We start from the raw sequence: 23176 nt of genomic DNA on the forward strand, positions 1-23176 counted from the left end.
CGCACAAAGGGGCAAGCAACAATAAGCCCCGTTCGACATAAAAGCAGGCGCTTCAAACCGGACAGGTTCACTATGAGATCGGGAATGATTGCTTTGGCAATATCGGCAGTTTTGGCCGGCGGCGCAGCCTTTGCCGACCGCGGCCCTGTCACCAATCTGCCCATGCCGCGCTTCGTTTCGCTGAAAGCAACGGAAGGCAATGTGCGTCGCGGCCCCTCCCTGTCGCACCGGATTGACTGGGTGTTTACGCGCCGCAACATGCCACTGCAGGTCGTGGCCGAGCACGGCCATTGGCGCCGGGTCGAAGACCGCGAAGGCGCAGGCGGCTGGGTGCACTACACATTGCTGTCAGGCGTGCGCACGGTGTTGATCGAAACCGATATGGCGCCGCTTTATGCCAAGCCAGATGCAAACTCACCGGTTGAAGCCTATGCCGAAGCGGGCGTGATCGCGCGGCTGGGCAAATGCGAAAACGGCTGGTGCCGCGTCAGCGTCGAAGGCTCAAAGGGCTGGATCGAACGCGCCGCGTTTTGGGGCATGATGCCCGGTGAAACGCGACAGTAGCCGCAAAGCTCTAGACGAACAACTCCGCCAGCTCTTCCCAAAGCCGCTCAGATGCCGCCGTCAAAAGATGGCCTTTGCGCATCGCAGGGTCATAGGCGCGACCATCAAGCAGCCGGGCGACACCACCGGCCTCTTCATAAATCAGCACACCCGCGGCGTGGTCCCAGACATTGAGCATGCCATTGAGGCAAAACTGCGCATTGCCCTGCGCCAACAGCCGGTATTCGTGGCATGAGCAACGCAGCGTCATCGTGCGCCGGAAACTTGGTAGGGTTGCCGCCAGCTCCGCCTGCCGATCCTTGCTGAACAGGTACAACCCGATGAACCCCATCGTATCACCCAGTGTTTCGGGTGGGGGCGGCAGCGCAAGCGGCTGGCGTGAGCCATCCGCCTTGCAATAAAATGCGCCCTGCCCGCGCACGGCCATGATCCAATCGTCAAAACTGGGGTCGTACAGCATTCCGAAGACTGTTTTCCCGTCTTCAATCACTGCTAGAATGACGCCGAACGTCGCGATGCCATTGGCGTAATTCCAGGTGCCGTCAATCGGGTCGATGACGACCACAAGGCCGGGTTCCTTGACGCGTGACAGCACGGATTTGTCGGCCGCTACGGCCTCCTCCCCCACGATCTGCGCCTCGGGCAGCAGCTCATGTATGGATTGCGTCAACGCCATTTCAGCGGCGCGGTCGGCCACGGTCACAAGGTCATCAGGCGCAGATTTCGCATCAATCTGTTGGCTGGTCAGCGCACGGAAATGCGGCATGATCTCAGCTTTGGACGTCGCGCGCACTTGTTCAATCAGCGCGCTGATATGCTCGTCAGTTAACATGCGTCCCCCGCCGCTGCGTCAGATCGCCGTCAAAGCATTGCCAGTCACAGATTTCAAGCAAAATTGACGAATGATCACGGCGAACGGCGCGTCACCTGGTGCCAGCACGCGCGGCGAGCGCAAAAATCATGGGCGCGCGAAAGCGCGCACCGGTGGGTCTATGCGACTTTGTCGAGCCCACGACCTTTGAGCAACGCATCAACGCCCGGCATCTTACCCCGGAACGCAGTGTAGAGTTGGTCGGCCTCTTGCGAGCCGCCGGTCGACAGAATATGCGCCTCCAGCTTTTCGGCCATTTCCGCGTCAAACGCGCCGCCTGCTTCTTCAAACGCCTCAAAGGCGTCCGCATCCATCACCTCGGACCACATGTAGGAATAATAGGCGCTCGAATAGCCGTCTCCGGCAAAGACATGGGCGAAATGCGGGGTCGCATGCCGCATTCGGATCGCGTGGGGCATACCGAGCCCGTCCAAAATCTCGCGCTGCCGCTCCATGATGTCATCTGGGACAGGGCCATTGTGAAACTCAAGATCGACCAGCGCGGATGCCACATATTCAACGGTCGCGAACCCCTGATCATAGGTCGCGGCCTTCAGCATCTTGTCGAGCATGTCAGCCGGCATCGCCTCGCCCGTGTCGACATGGCGCGCGTGCTTTTGCAGCACCTCGGGGACCTCAAGCCAATGCTCATAGAGCTGGCTGGGCAGCTCGACAAAATCGCGCGGCACGGACGTGCCTGAGATCATCTCATAGGTCACATCTGACAGCATCTGATGCAGCGCATGGCCGAATTCATGAAACAGGGTCCGCGCGTCATCATAGGACAACAGCGCCGGATCGCCCTTGGCAAAATTACAGACGTTGATCACATGCGGGCGGATGTCGCCTTTCAGCTTTTGCTGCGCCCGCAGGGCCGAACACCAAGCGCCCGACCTTTTGCCCGAACGCGCAAAGTAATCGCCGATGAAAACCGCGATATGCTGACCGTCGCGCGTCACTTCCCAAGCGCGCGCATCGGGATGGTGCAGGCTTATATCCAGCGGCGTAAAATCAAGATTAAACAACCGATTGGCGCAATCAAATGCAGCTTCGATCATTGTATCAAGCTGCAAATATGGTTTCAGCGCCGCCTCATCGAGGTCATGTTCAACCGCGCGCCGTTTCTCCGAGTAGTACCGCCAGTCCCAAGGCTCAAGCCGGCCGTTGACGCCGTCCTCATGCATCATCGCTTCCAGTTTGCCCGCGTCCAGTTCGGCCTGTGCTTTGGCCGGTTCCCAGACCTGCATCAACAAATCCCGGACGTTTTGCGGTGTCTTGGCCATTTCGGTGACCAATTTATAGTCCGCAAACGTGTCATGGCCCAAAAGCTGCGCCCGTTCGCGGCGCAATTGTAGCGTCTCTAGCGCAATGTCGCGATTGTCTGTGGCGCCACCATTCGCGCCGCGCGCGGTCCAGGCTTCATAGGCTTTTTCGCGCAGATCCCGCCTGTCCGAATACTGCAAGAACGGCACGATCAGGGAGCGCGACAGCGTGATGACATAGTCATCGACGCCCTTTTCCTGCGCGGCAGTTTTGGCTGAGGCGACAACAAACTCAGGCAGACCCGTCAGGTCATCGGCACCGATCTCCATGAACCAATCGCGCTCATCGGCCAACAGGTTCTGGGTAAATTCAGTGCCAATCACCGCAAGGCGGTTCTTGATCTCTTTCAGCCGGTCGTATTGCGCGCCTTCCAACTGCGCACCGGCACGTAAAAAGCTGCGGCGCTGCAGGTATAGAACGCGCTTTTGCTCGTCGCTCAGGCCCAGCGTGTCGCGCGCCTCCCACAGGCGTTCCACCCGGTCAAACAAGGCGCGGTTCATCATCACCTCGGACCCCCAAGCGGCGAGTTTCGGGGAGAAGTCACGCATCAAAGCCTCGCGCGCAGGGTTGGCGTCGACGCTGGCCAGCAGGTAAAACGGCGCGAGCGTTTTTTCCATCGCCTCGCCCATCTGCGCGAGCGCATCGATTGTATTAGCAAATGTCGGCGCCGCGGCATTTCCCGCAATTGCGTTCAGCTGCGCGCGCGCCGCATCCAGTGCCTTCGCAAAGGCCGGGGCAAAATCATCATCGGAAATCGCGTCAAAAGGAGGCAGCTCAAACGGTGTGGCCCAGTCGGCCAAAAGCGGGTTCGTCATCAATGTCTCCTTTGCGCTAAAAATATGTGCCAGCCCGCCCTGAACAAGTCGTTAAGCATGCTGATCGCGCGATTGTTTATTTGGGCAGCAAAACACCCACGAAAAAGTCACTCAAATTCCTTAACAGGCCCGCCCAAATCAAAAAGGTTCCAAATCGGCTCAAATTCCCCGCTATCCCCACCTTAACCATTTGCCCACGCGCGGGAACCCCCAACAAACCCAGCCGCATGAGGGGTTTAGCCGCAGGGCAAGCACCAAATAGGCCCGGCGCCCGTCACCAAAAGACGCCGCGTCACAAACGAAAAAGGCCCGCACCAACCGGCGCGAGCCCTGCATCACAAGCGCAATTGCGCCTTATCAGGTTTTCTTGGTGGGCTTTTTCTTTTCCATCGCGTCAAGACGCGCTTTCAACGCCTCGTTCTCTTCACGCGCTTTTTGGGCCATGGCGCGTACCGCGTCGAACTCGTCGCGCGTGACGAAATCGCGGTCCGCCAGCCAGCGGTCCATCATGGATTTCATGGCGTTTTCCGCCTCGCTTCGCGCGCCTTGCGCGACGCCCATGGCGTTGGTCATCATCTGGCTCATGTCGTCAAAGAATTTGTTGCGGGTTTGCATGCAGCGCCCTCCGTGATTTTGCGTTACTCCCTATATGGTGATCGCGGCCGCAAAGCTCAAGGTTGACATCGTCGCAACCCCGGCCCACTCAAACGCCATGACCACATTTGCCCTGCCCTTCCCCGATATCGGCCCGAATATCGTCGCCTTCGATGTCTTCGGCTTCGAGATCGCCCTGCGCTACTACGCCATGGCCTATATTGTCGGCATTTTGATCGGCTGGTGGATGGCCGGGCGTCTGATCAAGCGCGCAAAGATTTGGCCCAAGGACGCGGCGCCGATGACCTCCGACCAGCTATCGGATTTGATCACATGGATCGTGTTGGGCGTGGTCTTGGGGGGCGGCTTGGTTTCGTGCTGTTTTACCAACCGGCCTATTATTTCAGAAACCCGATGGAGATTTTGCAGGTCTGGCAGGGCGGCATGGCCTTCCATGGCGGCGCATTGGGCGTTTTGATTGCAGGGCTCATTTTCTGCTGGCGCAACAAAATCTCGCCTTTCAGCGTCGGTGACTTGATTGTGATTGCGACGCCACCTGCCTTGTTTCTGGGCCGATGCGCCAATTTTATCAATGCGGAGCTTTGGGGCCGTCCGACCGACCTGCCATGGGGCGTCGTATTCCCGGGTGAAGCGGCACAAGCCTGCGCGACCGCCAGCCAATTTTGCGCGCGCCATCCGTCGCAGCTTTATGAGGCCATCCTTGAAGGGTTGATCCTTGGCATCGTCCTGATCTGGCTGGCGCTGAAACGCGGCTGGCTGAAAACGCCGGGCGCTTTAGTCGGGGTGTTTTTCGCAGGCTACGGAACCGCGCGGTTCTTCGTGGAATTCTTCCGCCAGCCTGACGCGCAATTCTTCTCAGACACCAACCCGCTGGGCTACGCGATCCAGTTCTTTGGGCCGGTCGGGCTGACTATGGGGCAGCTGTTGTCGACCCCGATGATTGTGATTGGTGTGATCATTATTCTGGCGGCACGGCGCCGCGCGCTATGAGCCTCAAGACGCGGCTATTGCGTCAGATTGCGGCCAACGGGCCAATCAGCTTGGCCGACTATATGCAGGCCTGCCTGCTCGATCCTGAACACGGCTATTACGCCACGCGCAATCCGTTTGGCACAGCAGGTGATTTCATCACCGCGCCCGAGATTTCGCAGATGTTTGGCGAGCTGTTGGGCCTGTCGCTGGCCCAAAGCTGGCGTGATCAGGGCGGCGGACCTTGCGCCTTGGCTGAGCTCGGGCCCGGTCGTGGCACGCTCATGGCTGATATGCTGCGCGCCGCCCGCGCGGTGCCGGGTTTTGCGCCCGATGTGCATCTGGTTGAGGCCAGCGAAAAGCTGCGCGCAGTTCAAGCCCAAACGCTAAAAGGCACAGAAATTCACTGGCATTATGAGGCCTCGACGCTACCCGACGCCCCCTTTTTCTGATCGCCAACGAGTTCTTCGACGCGCTGCCAATCCGCCAGTTCATCCGGCAAGGTCGTGGCTGGGCAGAACGCCGCGTCGGTGCGAAGGACGGGGCTTTGGTCTTTGGACTGACAGAACCCGTCCCGATGGAGGCGCTTGCGCATCGATTGGCCGATACGGCTGACGGCGATGTGATTGAGCTGTGCTCCTCCGCACCACCGATCACTTCTGAAATCAGCGAACGGATCGCGGCCCACGGTGGTGCCGCGTTGATTGTGGATTATGGCGATTGGGGATCAAAGGGCGACACGTTTCAGGCGGTGCAAAACCACGCGCCCTGTGACCCGCTCGGCGCCCCGGGCCAAGCCGATCTGACCGCGCATGTGGATTTTCATGCGCTGAGCCTCGCCGCCAATTGCGCCGCCAGCCAAATGACCACCCAAGGCGCGTTGCTGCATGCGCTGGGGATCGGCCCACGCGCGCAGAAACTTGCCGAAAGCCTTGATGATGCAGGCGACCGGGTTGCGCTTGATGCGCATTTATCCGCCTACAAACGCTTGACGGACCCGGCCCAGATGGGGACGCTGTTCAAAGCAATCGCGCTTCACCCCAAAGGCGCGCAGCCCCCGCCGGGATTTGCCCCATGACGCTTGAAATCATCACCGCCGACAGCCTCGCGCCGTTCAAACACGGGTTTTTCACCCGCCGTGGCGGCGCGTCCTCAGGCATCTATAAGGGGCTGAATTGCGGCTATGGCTCGTCCGATCAACGCGATGCCGTAAGCTGCAATCGCAAGCGTGTGGCCGACGCGATGGATGTTGCAGCGGATCACCTGATCACGGTGCGCCAAATCCATTCGGCCGATGTTATGACGGTGACCGATCCAAATGCAGAGCGGCCCATGGCGGATGCGATGGTGACGGCTACGCCCGGTGTGGCGCTGGGGATCCTTACCGCCGATTGCCAACCGGTGCTGTTTGCTGACGCTGAGAATGGCGTCATCGGCGGTGCCCATGCGGGCTGGGGCGGCGCGCTCAAAGGCGTGTTAGAAGCCACGATTGACGCCATGGAAAACCTTGGGGCGCAGCGCGACAGCATTCAGGCAGTTATCGGCCCCTCGATCAGTCAGGCCAATTACGAAGTCGGCCCGGAATTTCTGGATCGCTTTCTTGATGACGATCCGGAAAACGGACGGTTCTTCGCCCAAGGTCTAGGCGACAAGGTGCAATTCGACCTGCCGGCCTATGGGCTCGCAAGGCTGCGTGCGGCGGGTGTTGACGCCGAATGGACCCGTCATTGCACTTATGCCGACCCGGATCGGTTCTATTCCTACCGCCGGTCTGTGCACCAAAATGAAGCGGATTACGGGCGGTTGATCGCAACAATCACGCTTTAGACCCCGGGGATTGTTTCTCTATTCGTGACAATATCAGGGCAATTTACCGCAAATTTTTGTCACAATTTGGCGCCTCACCGCAGAAAATTCATTTTAAAGCAAAGGGGTAGCACCGATTTGCATTTTTCTGCCAATCCCTAAGAAAAAATAAACACCGCCATGCTTGCGCCCGAAACAGCTGCGACGCTGATGCTGTTCCAAGGTGGGGACATCGAAAATCGACCGTGGGCTCTTCCCAAGTTGCTCCCAAGGCAACTGGCCCCGGTCAACTCAAGATGGAGAGGTAACATGGCGAAAACATCACGTTGGATGGAGTGGGTCCTTGAGGAATCCGCCGCATCTGAAGACATTTTGCCCTGGACGCGCCAAGCGCGTCAAACCCGTCCCCCTCGAATGGCCCAAAAGGGGTCAGGCTCAGACGAAGCAGACGTCAAAACGGCTTGATCCACATCTTTTGGCTGGCAGAAGGCGCGTGCTCTTTTCCCCTGAGTGCGCGCCTTTTCCTATTCTGAAGCGCCTGTTTCGTCGCTATAGGCCGCCAGAAACGGTGCCATGTCCGTCTCGTACTTTTTCCATGCCGCCACGGATGACGTGTAAATCGGCTTGCGGACTTGTGTGGCCGATAGCGTGTCGACCTGCCGTGTGTTTTGGTGGAAATCGAGGCAAGCGTCTTCCCATTCCAAGCCCGCAGCAGCAACAAGCGCGCGGCTTTGCGCTTCGGGCTCGGCGATCAGCGCCTCATATTGAATTTCATGAAACGCGCCCGGCACAGCATCCCGCCAAAAGTCGATTTGCGCCTCAAACAGCCGCATGAACTTCGCAATGTTCCCCAGATCATTGGCGTAGCGATGCTGACCCAGCTCAAACAGGTTCTTGTAGATCGACAGCGCGTCATCCGCCGGGTCACGGCGCACCACAATGATTTTCGCATCAGGCAGCGCATGGCGGATCAGCCCGATGGTGCTGTAACTGGCGATGGATTTGTCGGTGACATATCGTGCGCCCTCGAAACGCTGCGCCAGCTTATTGCGATAGTCCGCGCCTGCCTCGCGCAGCGCTTTGGGCAGTTTACCGGCGTCCTTAACCTCATAAACAGGCTTCAGCGCCCGGCCCAAAAGCGCAATTTCCCCCGCGCCCTCGCAGTGCGAATGGGAGGCTAAGATCTGTTCCACCAGCGTCGTCCCCGACCGCGGCAAGCCAGTGACAAAGATCGGCGTCGGGCTGGCGCTTGCGTCTTTCAGGGACGGCGCGTCGGGCAGCTGCGCGAACAGCTCCCGCACACGCGTCACGGCCTGCGCGTCCGCCTCGGCGTTATAGGGAAACATCCGCGACAATTGCGCATTCGCCGCATTGAGATAGGAAAATACCTGATCCGTCTGACCCGTCTCTTCGGCGGTTTTGGCAAGTGCGTAGCCCAGATAGGGCCTGCTGGGGTCGGATTTGCCGGCGCGTTTGAACATGTCCTGCATGATAGGAATGAGCGGGTCATCCGCCTGCATGCGCGCGATGGAGCTATAGGTGTAGTAAAGCGATCCGGTTTGCGGCTCAGCCTCAATGGCGGCGCGCGCCGCGTCACGTGCCGCGTCGATGCGCCCAAGATTGCGCAAAAGGGCGGCTTTCAGCGACAGTGCTTCCCCGGCGCTACCGCCAAATGTCGCGGCGCGGTCATATGCGGCAAGCGCGCCGTCAGTCTCACCGCTCTGCGCCAACAAGCGGCCCAGTGCGATCTCGGCCCGCCCCGATTTAAGCCCGCGTTTGAGCGCGTCTTCCAGCAAGACCCGCGCGTGTGCCGCATCGCCCTGCGCGAGCGATACAAGCGCCCGAAAAAACCCGATCTCAGGACGCGCATCAAGGCCATTGCCGACCCTAGTCAGAAGTGTTTGCAGATTGTCGGTCTTGGGGTGGCGCGACGCCATGTCGAGATAGGCGAGCCAAATCTCCCCCTGCCCGGGCTTAAGCCGCAAAGCGGTTTCAAAATGCTGCGATCCCGCACCGAAATCGGCCTGCCTGGTCGCGATGCGGCCCAGTTGAAAATGCGCTTCGGCCAGATTTGGGCTGAGCTTGAGCACGCGCAAAAACCCTTTCTGGGCCGCCTCCAACTTGCCTGCGTTGAGCGCTGCAATGGCTTTGGCATAGGTTTTTTTGATGTGATCTGCGCCGGCCATTTTGGACCCTGCCCTGCTATGTGCGGTTGCGCTCGACTATCATGCGGGATTGGCCTGAGCCAGTGCCAACGATTCGAGCGCGCGCCGCCAATGCCCTGAAATTGGAAACAATCTTGATACGCCACTGCTGATTTTTACAGATCAAAGCGACAATATCGCGAAAATTTTGACTTTTTATACGGGCTGTGGGTTCGTGTGCGGATCATGCGGCTGATTTATGCAGCCACGGGGTGGGACCCTTGACGCCGAAGCCATACTCAGGAGCCCCAATGTCCCGCCTGCTTCAAGCCCATTCTACCCCGAATTTCCGAGGTGTGCCGCACACACCCGATCAAAACGCGCGCCGTGGGGGCCCGGTAAGAAGCTATGAAATCGCCTGGCTTGATGAACGCGGATCAGCGCGGTTTGAAACGGTGATCGCGCCCGCAGACCAGCTAATCGAAGTCACCTTCGCCAATGTCGTGCGCGGGGCGGTGATCAGTACGCCGGACGGGCAAGTGCCGATTGAAGATTTGCAACCCGGCGACGAGGTACTGACGCCTGAGCACGGGGCTTTACCGGTGCGTTGGATCGGCTCTTACACGGTTGATGCCCATCGCAATAACTCAGGCCGATCTATGACGCGGCTGGTGCGCATCAGCGCTGATACGTTCGGCCTCGCGAAGCCAAGCGCGGACCTGATGCTCGCAGAACGTGCACACATACTGGTGCGCAATCCGCAATGCGTCCCGCTTTTCGGGATGGAGCAAGCCTATGTCCCCGCACGCGCCTTTGAAGACGGGGCGCAAGTCTTTTCGATCACGCCGGCAGCGCCTGTGACGGTCTATAACATTGCCTTTGATCAACCCGCCACGATTGTGGCCAACGGCATAGAGCTCGAAGCATTCCACCCGGGCCCACTGGCCGAAACGCTGCTGGATCACAACTTTCGGACCGCCCTTTTGCGACTGTTTCCGCATGTCAGTAGCCTGCGCCAATGCGGCAAGCCGCAAACTGAGCGGCTTACAGTGTTTGAGGCAGGCAGGCTGCGCGAAAGCGCTTAATTTATCGCGTTCAACCGTTCTTCAACCACGTCGAAGGGCACACCCGGCTCGTCTTTTGCGCCGCGAATGACGAGCGAGGTTTTGACGCTTGCGACATTGTCGGCTGAGGTCAGCTCTTCTGTCAGAAAGCTCTGGAAGCTGGATAGGTCCGGGGCCACGCATTTGAGGATAAAATCGACCTCGCCGTTGAGCATGTGGCATTCGCGGACAAGCGGCCAGCCCTCGCAGCGTTTCTCAAACGCGCTCAGGTCCGCTTCCGCCTGGCTGACAAGCCCGACCATCGCAAAAACCTGAACTTCAAACCCAAGTGCGCGCGCCTCAACATCGGCGTGGTAGCCTTTGATGAAACCCGATTCCTCCAGCGTCCGCACGCGGCGCAAGCACGGCGGCGCAGAGATGCCTACGCGCTTTGCAAGCTCAACATTGGTCATCCGCCCATCGGCCTGCAATTCGGCTAGAATTTTGCGGTCAATGTCGTCCAGTTTAGAGATGGCCATTTAGCGTTTGCCCCATGTTTAAGCGTCTTTCCCTTCGCAAGTTCATTGTCGCCATCGACGCAACAATATTTCGCACTTGCGGTTTATTATTTCAATCTTAGGCCAGATTTTTGGCAACTCTGTCCAGCATTAACGGATTATTCACGGAAAAATATAGGGAATCCGCTCCGAATCTGGTAAACAAGTGTCTGAAAGATGAAATTTTTAGGCATCTTTTGTGTTTTAACAGAGGGAAATATTATGTTGAAAAGAACTCTATTCGCGGGCGTCTTCGCTGCCGGTCTGGCGGTCAGCGCACTGTCCGCATCAGCTGCGGTGATCAACCTTGGCTTTTCACTCGACGAATCTGGGTCCGTAGGCCCGTCCAACTTCGCCACAACGCGCGATGCCTTGGCCGATGCGCTTGGTGCGATCCCGACAAGCGGCGCAAACCAGTACCGCGTTGCCGTCACGACCTATTCGAGCGGTACGACAACTGTCATTCCACCAACCATCGTCACTGCAGGCAATATCGCCCAGCTCAAAGCTGATTTGAAAGCCACGACCTACAGTGGGGGCGGAACCGCGACAAGTAGCGCCATCAACAACCTGACTGCCTTGTTCGACCCGTTCAAGTCAGACACGACGCTGTTTAACATCACCACAGACGGTTCGCCGAACAGCCAGTCAAACTCTGAAGCTGCTGCATTGGCAGCCAACAGTGACTACGTTGACGGCATCAGCTTTGAGGCCGTTGGCGCGGGCATCAATAACACGACTGCTCTCAACCGTATGGCACGTATCGCGGGTCTGGGGACTTCGGGCAACGCATTGGCCGGTGTTGTATTGGCACAAGGCGCTATTATCCCGAACGCAACCACAACTGGTTTCGTGATCCCAGTTCTGACTTTCGCGGATTATGAAGCGGCCATCAAAGCCAAAATCGGCAAAATCGTGATCGACACTGGCGGCGGCGGCAACCCGAACGTTGTTCCATTGCCAGCCGGTCTTCCACTTTTGTTGGTTGGCATCGGTGCCTTTGCAGGCTTGTCGCGTCGCAAGGCGAAAATGGCTGCCTAGTCGGGCAACTGACCTTATAGAATTGAAAAGGCCGGGTCCCAGCGACCCGGCCTTTTTCTGTCATACCACCCAAACGAGCAGTGGTTTTATTCCTTCGCAATGGTGATCAGCTGCTTGGTTTCCTGTGACCACACCGCCAGGGCCGAGGTCACCTGATCTTGCGTTAGCCCGTCATGATTTTCCGGGGCTGTTTCAGGCATATCTGCGCGGTCTTTCCAAATCCATGTCCCGCAGACCTCCAACCCGGTGCAGGCCGCGCGACCGGCTTGGGCCAGCAGCTCCCCATCGGACGCGTCAATCGCACAATGCACAAGGCGAATGATGTCACTTTTGTCGGTGACGGTGCAACCTTCCGGCATCTCTTGGCTGTCTGAGGACTGCGCCCAAAGTGGGCCCGTTCCCAGCGCGCAGATCGCCGCTGCAATATAAATCACTTTCATCAATCGCTCCTCATCAAACACGCATGCGGGCCTTTCGCCCGGAATAGAGCTGGATTATAAGCCAGCTCTCAGTTTGGAAAAAGAGGTAACCGCCGTGCCCGACCCCCGTCACACCAAAGTTCTCATCATTGGCTCCGGCCCGGCAGGCTATACGGCGGGCGTTTATGCGTCTCGCGCCATGCTGGACCCGATTTTGGTCCAAGGGATTGAACCCGGCGGGCAGTTGACCACCACCACGGAGGTCGAAAACTGGCCCGGCGACACAGAGGTGCAGGGCCCGGATCTAATGGTGCGCATGGAAGCGCATGCCAAAGCGATGGGCTGCGAAATCATCGGCGATATCATCACTTCAATCGACACCAAAAAACGCCCCTTCACCTGCCAATCGGACAGCGGCACGGTCTACACCGCTGACGCGTTGATCCTGGCAACCGGCGCACGGGCGAAATGGCTGGGCCTGCCCTCCGAAGAGAAGTTCAAAGGGTTCGGCGTCTCCGCCTGCGCAACCTGCGACGGGTTCTTCTATCGCGGCCAGGAAATCGTTGTCATCGGCGGCGGCAACACGGCCGTTGAAGAAGCGCTGTTCCTGACCAATTTCGCGTCAAAAGTGACGCTCATTCACCGCCGCGATGAGCTGCGCGCGGAGGCGATCTTGCAAGACCGTCTGATGAAGAACCCCAAGATTGAACCTTTGTGGTTCCACCAGCTCGAAGAGGTGATCGGCGCCGACAGCCCAATGGGCGTGGAAGCCGTTAAGGTGCGCAACGTCAAGACCGACGAGATCACGGAAATACCCTGCAAAGGCGTCTTCGTCGCCATCGGCCACGCGCCGGCGAATGAACTGGTCAAGGATGTACTGGAGACCCATATGGGCGGCTATGTCGTCACCAAACCCGACAGCACCGAGACCTCGATCCCCGGCGTTTTTGCCGCGGGCGATCTGACCGACCACAAATACCGTCAGGCCGTGACCTCCGCCGGGATGGGGTGCATGGCCGCATTGGAAGCAGAACGTTTCCTGGCCGAAGAGGGCTAGCGCGCCACATCGCGCAGCTTTCCGAAGCACTGCCACAATTTCTTCGCGCTTTGGCCAAACTGCCGGGCTTTATAGGCGCCGATGTCAAATTTCTTCAAGATAGTCGGCCTTTTGGTCCTGCTCTTTGGCTTGCTCGATTTCGGGCTGCTGGTTATTGGCATCAACATTCACAGTTTCACCGGTTTCCCCGTGCCGCGCTTCATCGGGCAGTTTTCTTACCTGTTTGAGATCGGGTATGGCTTGCTGACTATGGTGGTCGCGCATTACCTGCGCAAACCACGGCGCAAAAACCTGAAAGTCATTGATCTGTCCGATCCTTATATCGGCGCCGACGCCCATTACCGCGTCGCCGAAGTAGAGCCCCCGGCCTTCAAGATAGAACTGCGCGACATCACCTTTGCGCTCCTGTGGGGCAGCGTCGTGATCCTGCTCTATATGGTTTTGGTCGCGCAGTTTGTGCCAAATGCCGCGACATATCTGTTTGATCCGCTCTCCGCTGAGCCGCAATTGCGACGGATGTTCTGGGTCGGCTCGGTATTGGCCGTTATTCTGCCGCTGCTCTACGCCTTCTTTGTGATGCGGCTGCGCGAAAGCCTGTGCGTCACAGCGATGGTGTCGGGCGTTGTTATCTCAGGGTTGCTTCTGAGCAGTTTCGTGATGTCGCGACCAGAGGCAGGTGCCCGGCTTTACGGGGCCCCGTTCATGCAAAAAGCCTATGCCGCGCTTGGCCATCATGACGGCTTGCCAGACGGCTGGAGTGTCGAAAAAGAGCTTGTCGCAAGGCTCGATCTGGCCCGCCGAAAACAAAGTTCGTCGTTAAGGTGGAAATTCGAATGACCCCGCACGTGACACAAAACTATACCCATTGCTCGCTTCTATCGAGTAATGCTTCACGACATTACTTTCACGAATTTGAGCAGCCAAAGGTCCCGTTCATATGCCTATTTTGATCTTAATTCTGTCCGCCATTGGTGGCGCAATCTGGTGGTGGATGCGCAGCAATCCGCGTGAAGCGCTTGATACGGCGCAAGATGTGGCCACCACGATCCGCAATGCGCCCCGCCGTCTGGCGTTTCGCAAGCAAACCAAAGAACACCCGGTCGAGGGCATTGACGACCCGCGCATCGCAATCGGTGCGATCGCGCAGGCGTTTATTGAGCTGGACGATTTGCCAACGAAGGAGCAGCGCCAGACGCTTCATGTCCTATTGCGCAGCAAGCTGCGTTGTTCCGAAGAAGAAGCGCATGAGCTTGAAGGTCTCGGCCAGTGGCTGATTGCGCAATGCAAAGGGCCCAGCCCCGCGATCTCTCGTCTTAGCCGCAGGCTCTACAAGATTGATGGCGACGCGTCCTGGGCACAGCTGCAAGACATCTTACCCAGCCTTGTGTCCGGTGATCTGTCCCCTGGTCAGGTTGACGCGATTGAGGACATTCGGCTCGCGTTGAAGCGCTAGACCTCCGGCCAGACAGACAGGTTTTCGACGCTGAGAACACTTTGTTTCCACATCCACCACAAGTTTGTTCTTGGCTGAACATAGTTTTTGCGATATACGTTCACTCGTGAACAAACATTGAGTCGTGAGTGATGAAGTCAAACGCCCAATCCCGGGAGGAGGAAGACCTGATCTTCCGTGTCCTGCGCCAGCTTGAGCTGTCGCCTGATGCCTCACAACGGGTGACAGCGGCGGCTTTAGGCGTTTCACTTGGACGGCTCAACGGCGTCTTGAAACGCGCAACAGAGGCAGGGCTGGTCAAGATCACCGACCGCGACAGCCCCGATAAACGCCAACGTTTCGCCTATGCGCTCACCTCCCACGGCACGTCCGAAAAGAACCGCCTGATCAACGCCTTTCTGGCGCGGAAATTCGCGGAATATGACGCGCTCCATTCCGAACTTACCGGCACATCGACCGCCCTCACCCATTTCAGTGACAGGATTAAATCCATGCAAAACAACCTCGCCCCAATCCCGGAGCTTTATGTCTCCTATGACAGCGCTCAGAAAATGAAGCTGGAGGCGGCTGAGCTGACCTCCCACGACCTGACGCCCCGCCAAATCTGCGATTTGGAGCTGCTGATGAATGGCGGCTTCAACCCGCTGAAAGGCTTCCTGTCCGAAGAAGATTACAACGGCGTCGTCGACAACATGCGCCTGTCGACAGGTGAACTTTGGCCAATGCCGATCACGCTCGACGTCTCCGAAGACTTCGCTAACTCGTTGGAAATCGGCCAGGACATCGCCCTGCGCGACCAGGAAGGCGTGATCCTCGGCACGATGACCGTCACCGACCGGTGGGAGCCGAACAAAGCCAAGGAAGCCGAAAAAGTCTTCGGCGCCGATGACAGCGCCCACCCAGCCGTGAACTACCTGCACAACCAAGCGGGCAAAATCTATCTGGGCGGCCCTGTCACAGGCATTCAACAGCCCGTGCATTATGATTTCCGCGCCCGCCGCGACACACCCAACGAATTGCGCGCCTATTTCCGCAAAATGGGCTGGCGCAAAGTCGTGGCCTTCCAGACCCGCAACCCGCTGCACCGCGCGCACCAGGAACTGACCTTCCGCGCAGCCAAAGAAGCTCAGGCCAACCTGCTGATCCATCCCGTTGTCGGCCTGACAAAACCCGGCGATATCGACCACTTCACCCGCGTGCGCTGCTACGAGGCGGTTCTGGACCAATACCCCGCCTCCACCACATCCATGAGCCTCTTGAACCTCGCCATGCGTATGGCCGGCCCACGTGAAGCCGTCTGGCATGGTCTGATCCGCAAAAACCACGGCTGCACGCATTTCATCGTTGGCCGCGACCACGCCGGCCCCGGTTCCAACTCCGCTGGCGAAGACTTTTACGGCCCCTATGACGCGCAGGATCTCTTCCGCGAGCATCAGGAAGAAATGGGCATCGAAATGGTCGATTTTAAGCACATGGTCTATGTGCAGGACCGCGCCCAATACGAACCCGCCGATGAGATTGCCGACAAGGACGAGGTGACTGTCCTGAACATCTCCGGCACCGAGCTGCGCCGCCGTTTGGCCGAAGGTTTGGAAATCCCGGAATGGTTCTCCTTCCCGCAAGTGGTGCAAGAGCTGCGCAAATCGCGCCCGCCGCGCGCCAGCCAAGGCTTCACCGTGTTCTTCACCGGTTTCTCCGGCTCAGGCAAATCGACTATCGCCAATGCGTTGATGGTCAAGCTGATGGAAATGGGCGGTCGTCCGGTCACATTGCTCGACGGTGATATCGTGCGGAAAAACCTGTCTTCCGAGCTGGGCTTCAGCAAAGAGCACCGCGACCTCAACATCCGCCGCATCGGTTACGTGGCCTCGGAAATCACCAAAAACGGCGGTATCGCCATCTGTGCGCCTATCGCGCCCTATGCCACGACCCGCCGCGCAGTGCGCGAAGATATCGAGGCATTCGGCGCCTTCATCGAGGTCCATGTCGCCACCTCCATCGAGGAATGCGAACGCCGTGACCGCAAGGGCCTCTACAAGCTGGCCCGCGAAGGCAAGATCAAGGAATTCACAGGTATTTCAGATCCTTACGACGTGCCAGAAAACGCCGAGCTGGTGGTTGAAACCGAAAATGTCGAGGTCGACAACTGCGCCCATCAGGTCATCCTGAAGCTCGAAGCGATGGGTCTGATCAAAGCCTAAGCCTCAGGCAAAACCAAACAGAAAGCGGCGCTCATACGGGCGCCGCTTTTTGCATGTCCGGGCCCTACTCCGCCGCCAAACGCTGGCCGTCCTGCAACGCGATCAGCTGCGGCAACAGCTCAGCCACGCAAGTCTCAATGTCTTGCGCGGTGTTGACGTCAATCACCCTTGCGCCGCGCGCCTTCAACGCGACAAGCCCGGCCTCGATCAGCCGGTGGCGGCGGCGAAACACGAAACGGTCGCCTAGCTTGGCCTGCACTTTGCGCTTCGAAAAGCTGCGATCCGCGCGCCGGTGAATGGCGCGGCGAAACGCCATGCGTGGCGGCGGGCAAAGGTGCAGGATCAGGTCGGGCAACGGCATCAGCGCCAAATAGGCGTCAAACAACGCGTCATCCGCCTGCAAATGCGCCGAGACACCGCGATGCGCGAACCCTTCATCCAGAAACGCCACATCGACAGCGCCGGCATGTTCGCGGCTCGCCTCGTAAAGATTGGTGGTCCAGGAAAACAGAAACGCGTCAGCGGCAGGCATCGCCAATGTGCGTTCGACATGATCCATCAGCTCTGGATGCGCGCGGCGAAACGCCAGCGTTCGGTACAGCGTCGTGCGATCCGGCCCACGTTTAAGATATCGCGGGGCGTCCGGGTCCGTGCTGTCCAACCCAACCATCTTGTCGGCCCGCCGCGCGCTGAAGCCGGCCTGACGTAACCCCGGCACCAAGGCTTTGATCAGCGTTGATTTCCCCGATCCCGGCAATCCAAGAAGCTCGATCAGCATCGGGTTATTGCTTCCGGCACAGGATGTGGAAAATCTCCGAATGCTCGCCCGGGTCTTCCTTCACCAGCCGCCGTTCGATCACGTCAAACCCGGATTTTGCCAGCAGGTTGTCGATCTGACGCCCCGACATATGCGAGCGCATCGCGCGGGTCTGACGCGGCACCATGCCTTTCGGCAATGTCGTCTGGCCCAGCTGCACAATCGCGTAGGTCTTGGTCACGCGCGCAAATTCCAGCAGCGCGCGTTTGGCGTCTTTGAACACAATGATATCACGCAAAAACCGGGTGGAGATCACGAGATCAAACTCCGCGTCACCGTAAGGCAGCGCCATGGCGTCGCCGACCTGCGTGGCGCAGCGCCGAAAAGCGGGTCCAAGCTGCTTTGCGCCCTGCGCGATCATCTCGTCGGAGCTGTCGAGCCCGTGCACCTGATCGCCGCGTTCCAGCAGCATCGGCACAAAGCGCCCGGTGCCAAACGGCACGTCCAACACCCGCAGCCCGCGTGGCAATTGGTCCAGCAGCTCTTGCATCTGCGTCTGCTCAACGCCCCACCACGCCTGGCGCGCGCGCCGCGTCTCGTAGTTGCGGGCAACCTTGCCATAGTAGCTGTCGCCTTTGACGGCGTCGGGATTGAGGTTTTGCATCGGAATGCCCCCTGCCTGCTCTGCACGCGCCTTTAGGCGCTTGTTGTTGGGGTCAAATGTAGCGCGCACGGCGGTTCTTGTGAATCCCTTCGCTTGTGCCACGCGAATGTCGCGTCTTTCGCGCTACACCGCGACCAGCTTTACCGCCGTCGGGTGCAGCCCGACCCCGGTTTCTTCCAGCTCAAACAAGACATTGCGAAAGCCATTCTCATTGTACAGCCGCAATGCTTCCCATGCCGCGCGGGAGCGTTTCCAATTACTGTCAACTTCCTGCCCGCGGCCCGGCGGGTTGAACCCGATCACCACAGCGCGGCGCGCGATGCGGCAAAACTCGGCTACGATCCGCCCCCAGTCCTCGGGATCGGCATAGGCCTCAAGCGCCTGATAGCAGCAAATGTAGTCGAAGCTTTTGTCCGCATAAGCGTAGGGCGTGGCGCCCGCATCAAACAGATCAACGGGCACGCCGATGCTTTCAATGATCGGCTGATACGCCCAACCGGGCCGGTCGGGGGCACATTCAAACGGGTGATTGGTTTTGAACGCCGCCTGCATCGCGGGCTTCATCTTGGCATAGGTCTTGATATGCTCTTGCGGCACCTCAAAATCGGTGCCGCGCACGCGGTGCCCCAGCGTTTGCCAAAGCTCCAGCATGGCGCCATGGGCGGTCGAAAATTCAAGAATATCGAAGCGTTCGCCCGGCATGGTTGTCTCGGGCAGATGCGTGCAAATACGCACCCAGGCACGCCGCAAATTCATGTTGCGGCCCAAATATTTCGGGGCAACCCGCCCCGAAATTGCCTCTGGCGTGTAATTTCCCAGATCGTAATGGCGCAATGATTTCAGCGGGTTGTCAGGCAACCATCCGGATTTTTCAGCGGCTAAACTGTTGCGCATGCGGGCTCCCCTCGGGTGAGGCTCTTGATGGCCTTATCCCGAAGGTTATGGCCCGGCGCGGGGCGATTGTCTAATCGCGTTTAGTGTACGGTGACCGGCGCGAAATCGTTTTGCCGCGCCAACACAAAGGCCGTGTGGCGGTCGCGCACCAAGGCAATACGCTCGCCATCCGCACTGTGCAGCGCGTAGATCTGTTCGCGCCCGCCGGTTTCGCCCTGCACCTCTTCGGGCAGCTCGGACACGTCAACGGCGCGCACATAGACGATGCGCTCATCCATGCCGGTCTTTTGGTCGAAATTCAGGTCAAACGGAGTGTTCATCGCATCATCCTTTCTTGATTTCTATGGTCTGCACGACGCTTTCGGGCACGGCGCGTTCCAGATCGATATGCAGCAACCCGTTATGCGTCGCCGCACCGGCCACATCGACGCCATCGGCAAGCACGAAAGCCTTTTGAAACTGGCGCGCCGCAATGCCGCGATGCAAGAAGACGCGGGCCTCATCGGCCTCGGGTTGTTTGCCGCGGATCACCAATTGGCGGTCTTCGACGGTGATCGACAGATCATCCTCGCCAAACCCGGCCACGGCCAGGGTGATGCGGAACGTGTTGCGGTCTGATTGTTCGATATTAAAAGGCGGGTATCCGTCTGTGCCGGATTTGGCGGTGCGCTCTACCAAGCGCTCCAGCTGGTCGAAGCCCAGCAAAAAGGGATGCGATCCCAAAGCAAGTTTTGTCATCTTTAAAAGCCCTTAACGGTTCAAGCGACTTGGGTTTGGCCCGCCCCGTTCTGGCAACGCGCCTGTTAAAAAGATGGGGGCGAATATCCCTGTTTGCAAGGGGCAGCGCCAAAACCGGATCAAAACCATTTTAACGTTTTGAAATATAGACTAGCCTTTGTTCAAAGCCCGCATTTAGGATCGCCAGCCCCATGACCACGCCCCACACGATGGACCAGAACGAGGTGATGCGCGTGAAGCTGGAGGTCCTCAAACGCGAACATCGCGACCTGGATGACGCCATTGAAGCGCTTCAAGACCGCGCCGTGGCCGACCAACTGACCATCAAACGGCTGAAAAAGCAGAAGCTTTCGCTCAAAGACCGCATCCAACAGATCGAAGATGACCTGACACCAGATATCATTGCGTAGCCCTGCAAGCTGGCTATAGTGCCGCTTCCTTCAATGCGGACGGGGTGACACGCCATGGCAGAGGTACAAGTGGGCATCATCATGGGCAGCCAGTCCGACTGGCCCACCATGAAAGAGGCGGCTGAGATTTTGGACGCTTTGGGCGTGACCTATGAGACCAAGATCGTCTCGGCGCATCGCACCCCCGACAGGCTTTGGGATTACGGCAAAACCGCCGCGACCCGCGGCCTGCAAGTGATCATCGCAGGCGCCGGCGGGGCCGCGCATTTGCCCGGCATGATGGCGTCGAAAACGCGGGTGCCCGTGGTGGGCGTGCCGGTGCAAACCAAGGCCTTGTCCGGCGTCGACAGTCTCTATTCCATCGTCCAAATGCCCAAAGGCTTCCCCGTCGCGACCATGGCCATCGGCGCCGCGGGCGCGGCCAATGCCGGGCTGATGGCCGCGGGCATTCTGGCCTTGCAAGATGACGCGCTCGCAGCCCGCCTGGACGATTGGCGCGCCGCGCTGTCGGCGTCCATCCCTGACGCGCCTTCCGATGTCTGAGCCGCTTCCAACAGGCGCCGTGATCGGCATTCTAGGCGGCGGCCAGCTGGGCCGGATGCTGTCAGTCGCGGCCTCGCGCCTCGGGTTCAAAACCTGCATATTTGAGCCCGGCGGCGATTGCCCGGCCTCCCATGTGGCCAATTACCACTTTCAAAAACCCTATGATGACGCGGATGCGCTGAAAGCCTTCGCCGCCGTCTGCGACGTCATCACCTACGAGTTTGAGAACATCCCCACAGCCGCGCTCGACATTCTGGACGGCGCCGCTTTGATCCGCCCCGGCAGGCTGGCGCTCGCGACATCGCAAGACCGGTTGGTCGAAAAACAGTTCCTAGAAGGCCTCGGCCTGACCGTCGCGCCCTTCGCAAATGTCGAAAGCGCAGGTGACCTCGCCGCCGCGATCGAAAAACTGGGCACGCCGTCAATCCTGAAAACCCGCCGGTTCGGCTATGACGGCAAAGGTCAAATCCGGCTGAAAGACGGCGACGACCCGGCGGCGATCTACGCTCAAATGAACGACGCACCTTGCGTGCTTGAGGGCTTTGTCGACTTCACGCATGAGGTCTCCGTCATCGGCGCGCGCGCGGTCGACGGGCAGGTCGCCTGCTTTGACCCCGGCGAGAATGTCCACCGCGACGGCATCCTGCACACAACCACCGTGCCCGCCACGCTCTCCACCGCGCAGCGCACTGATGCGGTGCTCATGGCGGGTCGCATCCTGAACGCGCTGGACTATGTCGGCGTCTTGGGAGTTGAGCTGTTCGTCACCCCGCAAGGCCTCATCGTCAACGAAATCGCGCCGCGCGTGCACAACTCCGGGCATTGGACCCAGAACGGCTGCGTCATTGACCAGTTTGAACAACATATCCGAGCCGTCGCCGGATGGCCGCTAGGCGACGGATCGCGCCACGCCGATGTGGTGATGGAAAACCTGATCGGCGCCGACATGGACCGCTTGCCCGAACTGGCCTCAGACCCCACCGTGGCGCTGCATCTCTACGGCAAGGCCGAGGTCAAACCCGGTCGCAAAATGGGCCATTTCAATCGGCTCACGGGAAGGTAGCCTCACGGACTCCATTTTGCGCCCTATCTTAAGCGCCTCAGGGCGTTTTGGTCGCGTATAAGACGCAGTCACTGTCAGGATTGAGTTCAATACACTGCGCGCGTGCGGCACTTTTGGCAAGCTCAAGGGATGATTGCCCCCCTATCCGGCCCCCGCCACCGCCGGTCCCGGTCACATATAAGGCACCATATGGGTCGACCGAATTGACAAAATCGCGGTAAGCCTTGGGCATCGGGCCCTTAAGTTCGATATCACTAAATCTTTGGATCGTAGGCGGTTCACTCGATTGAGGCTCTACACAGCCAGCCACAAAAAGTAGTGCAAAAAGACCAAACGGGGCAAAACCTGTTTTCATCCTAAAATATCTCCAAAGTTCAAAATTCTGCACGGCTTCAAATACCGGTCGCAAATAGGTGTTCCTGAACCGGGTGGTCGGGTCAAGCTTTCTAACTCTCTATTACTGCAAAATCGTCCCCTCAGTCACTGCATCGGTCACATCCTCAAGCACGTCGCCCAAAGTCAGCCCGTCTTCAAACGCGCCGCCTTGCAGGAAGCGGATGGTTTGGGCCACGACCAGCGGCGCGTTCATCATGAATGTATGCGTCACCGGGAACACCATGTGGTCCGACATGCCCGCAACCTTGGTGCTGGCGACGGAGACTTTTCCGTCATCTTCGCCCGGGATAATCGCCGAATAGATCGGGTTCAGCGATTGCGTTCCCGCCAAAACCCCCAGCTCGAATGTCACTGGGGGCAGCATCTTGGGCAAGCTGTCCGCGCCCGTGCCCAGCTGCAATCCTGCAGGGCCGTTGACCCATTCAAACGGCGTCAGATCGCCCAGCTCATCGACCAGTTCAGAACCCTGGTTGGGCGGGGCCAACATCACCACGCGCCCGAGGCTGTCCAGCTCATTCTCCGCCAGCCAGGCGCGCACCATGATGCCGCCCATGGAATGCGTCACGAAATGAATGGGGGTGTTGTCCGCGCATTCCTCGATTGCCGCCGGGATGGTCCCATCGGCCAAATCCATGATCGTGTCGGAGGTGGAGGAATAGCCCGGGTTCACCGTCTGAAACCCCGCGACCTCAAGACTTTCGTCCATCACGCTCAGCGAGAAGGAACTGCGCGCAAGCCCGTGCAACAACACGACACAGTCCGCCCACGCAAGGGACGGCATCACCACCAATAAAGCAACCAAACGCCACATGTTGGTAACCTAGTCATAGTTG

23 protein-coding genes and 2 pseudogenes are annotated in these 23176 nt (G+C 58.8%); 13 read left to right on the forward strand and 12 right to left on the reverse strand.

What is annotated here, in order from left to right:
* Nucleotides 1–84 precede the first annotated feature (84 nt).
* Nucleotides 85–564, forward strand: coding sequence for an SH3 domain-containing protein (locus ACZ1G7_RS07535; RefSeq protein ID WP_472663201.1), 480 nt, complete (start codon nucleotides 85–87; stop codon nucleotides 562–564).
* 10 nt (nucleotides 565–574) lie between these two features.
* Here the strand turns inward: ACZ1G7_RS07535 and ACZ1G7_RS07540 are convergent, their stop codons facing one another.
* The 3 genes from ACZ1G7_RS07540 to ACZ1G7_RS07550 all read right to left on the reverse strand — a co-directional run bounded on the left by ACZ1G7_RS07540 (nucleotide 575) and on the right by ACZ1G7_RS07550 (nucleotide 4188).
* Nucleotides 575–1396, reverse strand: a complete 822-nt coding sequence (locus ACZ1G7_RS07540) for an inositol monophosphatase family protein (protein ID WP_472663203.1) — start codon at nucleotides 1394–1396, stop codon at nucleotides 575–577.
* Between the two features lie 158 nt (nucleotides 1397–1554).
* Nucleotides 1555–3573, reverse strand: a complete 2019-nt coding sequence (locus ACZ1G7_RS07545; protein WP_472663204.1) for a M3 family metallopeptidase — start codon at nucleotides 3571–3573, stop codon at nucleotides 1555–1557.
* 357 nt (nucleotides 3574–3930) lie between these two features.
* Nucleotides 3931–4188 (reverse strand): accessory factor UbiK family protein, encoded by a 258-nt coding sequence (locus ACZ1G7_RS07550; protein ID WP_472663205.1) that lies wholly within the window; start codon nucleotides 4186–4188, stop codon nucleotides 3931–3933.
* A 97-nt stretch (nucleotides 4189–4285) separates the two neighbouring features.
* On the opposite strand from ACZ1G7_RS07550, the pseudogene lgt reads away from it, so the two are divergent.
* The 3 genes and pseudogenes from lgt (at nucleotide 4286) to pgeF (ending at nucleotide 6984) form a co-directional block, all read left to right on the forward strand.
* Nucleotides 4286–5178: pseudogene (lgt, locus tag ACZ1G7_RS07555) on the forward strand (prolipoprotein diacylglyceryl transferase).
* Nucleotides 5175–6235: pseudogene (locus tag ACZ1G7_RS07560) on the forward strand (class I SAM-dependent methyltransferase). Before lgt ends, ACZ1G7_RS07560 begins: the two co-directional pseudogenes overlap by 4 nt.
* The gene (gene pgeF / locus ACZ1G7_RS07565; protein WP_472663206.1) at nucleotides 6232–6984 is read left to right on the forward strand and encodes a peptidoglycan editing factor PgeF; all 753 of its coding nucleotides are present in this window, start codon (nucleotides 6232–6234) and stop codon (nucleotides 6982–6984) included. The pseudogene ACZ1G7_RS07560 and the gene pgeF overlap by 4 nt, the downstream one beginning before the upstream one ends.
* A gap of 503 nt (nucleotides 6985–7487) precedes the next feature.
* Here pgeF and ACZ1G7_RS07570 read toward each other — a convergent pair.
* Nucleotides 7488–9149, reverse strand: coding sequence for a tetratricopeptide repeat-containing sulfotransferase family protein (locus tag ACZ1G7_RS07570; RefSeq protein ID WP_472663207.1), 1662 nt, complete (start codon nucleotides 9147–9149; stop codon nucleotides 7488–7490).
* A gap of 269 nt (nucleotides 9150–9418) precedes the next feature.
* Between ACZ1G7_RS07570 and ACZ1G7_RS07575 the strand changes: the two genes are divergently transcribed.
* Entirely contained in the window at nucleotides 9419–10192 is a 774-nt protein-coding gene (locus tag ACZ1G7_RS07575; RefSeq protein WP_472663208.1) for a Hint domain-containing protein, read from the forward strand.
* Here the strand turns inward: ACZ1G7_RS07575 and ACZ1G7_RS07580 are convergent.
* On the reverse strand, nucleotides 10189–10689 hold the full coding sequence (locus ACZ1G7_RS07580; protein ID WP_472663209.1) for an Lrp/AsnC family transcriptional regulator: 501 nt from the start codon (nucleotides 10687–10689) through the stop codon (nucleotides 10189–10191). The two genes, ACZ1G7_RS07575 and ACZ1G7_RS07580, sit on opposite strands and share 4 nt — an antisense overlap.
* Nucleotides 10690–10929: 240 nt before the next feature.
* Here ACZ1G7_RS07580 and ACZ1G7_RS07585 point away from each other — a divergent pair, with 240 nt between their 5' ends.
* Complete coding sequence (locus ACZ1G7_RS07585; protein WP_472663210.1) at nucleotides 10930–11748, forward strand: VWA domain-containing protein; 819 nt, start codon at nucleotides 10930–10932, stop codon at nucleotides 11746–11748.
* A gap of 86 nt (nucleotides 11749–11834) precedes the next feature.
* On the opposite strand, the gene ACZ1G7_RS07590 is transcribed toward ACZ1G7_RS07585, so the two are convergent.
* Nucleotides 11835–12188 carry a hypothetical protein gene (locus tag ACZ1G7_RS07590; protein ID WP_472663211.1) on the reverse strand — a complete coding sequence of 118 codons (354 nt, stop codon included), beginning with the start codon at nucleotides 12186–12188 and terminating at the stop codon, nucleotides 11835–11837.
* A 94-nt stretch (nucleotides 12189–12282) separates the two neighbouring features.
* Between ACZ1G7_RS07590 and trxB the strand changes: the two genes are divergently transcribed.
* The 4 genes from trxB (at nucleotide 12283) to ACZ1G7_RS07610 (ending at nucleotide 16878) form a co-directional block, all read left to right on the forward strand.
* Nucleotides 12283–13224: a thioredoxin-disulfide reductase gene (gene trxB, locus ACZ1G7_RS07595; RefSeq protein ID WP_472663212.1), complete on the forward strand. Its 942-nt coding sequence runs from the start codon at nucleotides 12283–12285 to the stop codon at nucleotides 13222–13224.
* Nucleotides 13225–13305: 81 nt separating this feature from the next.
* The gene (locus tag ACZ1G7_RS07600; RefSeq protein ID WP_472663213.1) at nucleotides 13306–14061 is read left to right on the forward strand and encodes a hypothetical protein; all 756 of its coding nucleotides are present in this window, start codon (nucleotides 13306–13308) and stop codon (nucleotides 14059–14061) included.
* A 100-nt stretch (nucleotides 14062–14161) separates the two neighbouring features.
* The gene (locus tag ACZ1G7_RS07605; protein WP_472663214.1) at nucleotides 14162–14677 is read left to right on the forward strand and encodes a hypothetical protein; all 516 of its coding nucleotides are present in this window, start codon (nucleotides 14162–14164) and stop codon (nucleotides 14675–14677) included.
* Between the two features lie 131 nt (nucleotides 14678–14808).
* Nucleotides 14809–16878 carry a bifunctional sulfate adenylyltransferase/adenylylsulfate kinase gene (locus ACZ1G7_RS07610; RefSeq protein WP_472663215.1) on the forward strand — a complete coding sequence of 690 codons (2070 nt, stop codon included), beginning with the start codon at nucleotides 14809–14811 and terminating at the stop codon, nucleotides 16876–16878.
* Between the two features lie 64 nt (nucleotides 16879–16942).
* Here the strand turns inward: ACZ1G7_RS07610 and ACZ1G7_RS07615 are convergent, their stop codons facing one another.
* From ACZ1G7_RS07615 to ACZ1G7_RS07635, 5 genes are all read right to left on the reverse strand, one after another.
* A complete protein-coding gene (locus ACZ1G7_RS07615; protein WP_472663216.1) occupies nucleotides 16943–17656 on the reverse strand; it encodes a nucleoside/nucleotide kinase family protein in 714 nt (237 codons plus the stop codon).
* A gap of 4 nt (nucleotides 17657–17660) precedes the next feature.
* Nucleotides 17661–18368, reverse strand: a complete 708-nt coding sequence (locus tag ACZ1G7_RS07620; RefSeq protein WP_472663217.1) for a class I SAM-dependent methyltransferase — start codon at nucleotides 18366–18368, stop codon at nucleotides 17661–17663.
* Between the two features lie 54 nt (nucleotides 18369–18422).
* Nucleotides 18423–19193 (reverse strand): class I SAM-dependent methyltransferase, encoded by a 771-nt coding sequence (locus ACZ1G7_RS07625; protein WP_472663218.1) that lies wholly within the window; start codon nucleotides 19191–19193, stop codon nucleotides 18423–18425.
* A gap of 80 nt (nucleotides 19194–19273) precedes the next feature.
* Nucleotides 19274–19513 carry a DUF1150 family protein gene (locus ACZ1G7_RS07630; RefSeq protein ID WP_472663219.1) on the reverse strand — a complete coding sequence of 80 codons (240 nt, stop codon included), beginning with the start codon at nucleotides 19511–19513 and terminating at the stop codon, nucleotides 19274–19276.
* 4 nt (nucleotides 19514–19517) lie between these two features.
* Nucleotides 19518–19931 carry an Hsp20 family protein gene (locus tag ACZ1G7_RS07635; protein ID WP_472663220.1) on the reverse strand — a complete coding sequence of 138 codons (414 nt, stop codon included), beginning with the start codon at nucleotides 19929–19931 and terminating at the stop codon, nucleotides 19518–19520.
* Between the two features lie 191 nt (nucleotides 19932–20122).
* On the opposite strand from ACZ1G7_RS07635, the gene ACZ1G7_RS07640 reads away from it, so the two are divergent.
* Genes ACZ1G7_RS07640 through ACZ1G7_RS07650 form a run of 3 tightly spaced genes read left to right on the forward strand, consistent with a single transcriptional unit; the run spans nucleotide 20123 to nucleotide 21947 of the window.
* Nucleotides 20123–20341, forward strand: coding sequence for a YdcH family protein (locus ACZ1G7_RS07640; RefSeq protein ID WP_472663221.1), 219 nt, complete (start codon nucleotides 20123–20125; stop codon nucleotides 20339–20341).
* 54 nt (nucleotides 20342–20395) lie between these two features.
* Entirely contained in the window at nucleotides 20396–20884 is a 489-nt protein-coding gene (gene purE, locus ACZ1G7_RS07645) for a 5-(carboxyamino)imidazole ribonucleotide mutase (RefSeq protein WP_472663222.1), read from the forward strand.
* Nucleotides 20877–21947 carry a 5-(carboxyamino)imidazole ribonucleotide synthase gene (locus tag ACZ1G7_RS07650; protein WP_472663223.1) on the forward strand — a complete coding sequence of 357 codons (1071 nt, stop codon included), beginning with the start codon at nucleotides 20877–20879 and terminating at the stop codon, nucleotides 21945–21947. The genes purE and ACZ1G7_RS07650 overlap by 8 nt, the downstream gene beginning before the upstream one ends.
* A gap of 457 nt (nucleotides 21948–22404) precedes the next feature.
* On the opposite strand, the gene ACZ1G7_RS07655 is transcribed toward ACZ1G7_RS07650, so the two are convergent.
* A complete protein-coding gene (locus ACZ1G7_RS07655) occupies nucleotides 22405–23154 on the reverse strand; it encodes an esterase/lipase family protein (RefSeq protein WP_472663224.1) in 750 nt (249 codons plus the stop codon).
* Nucleotides 23155–23176 lie beyond the last annotated feature (22 nt).

This window comes from Litoreibacter sp. JB4-2 (assembly GCF_055693445.1).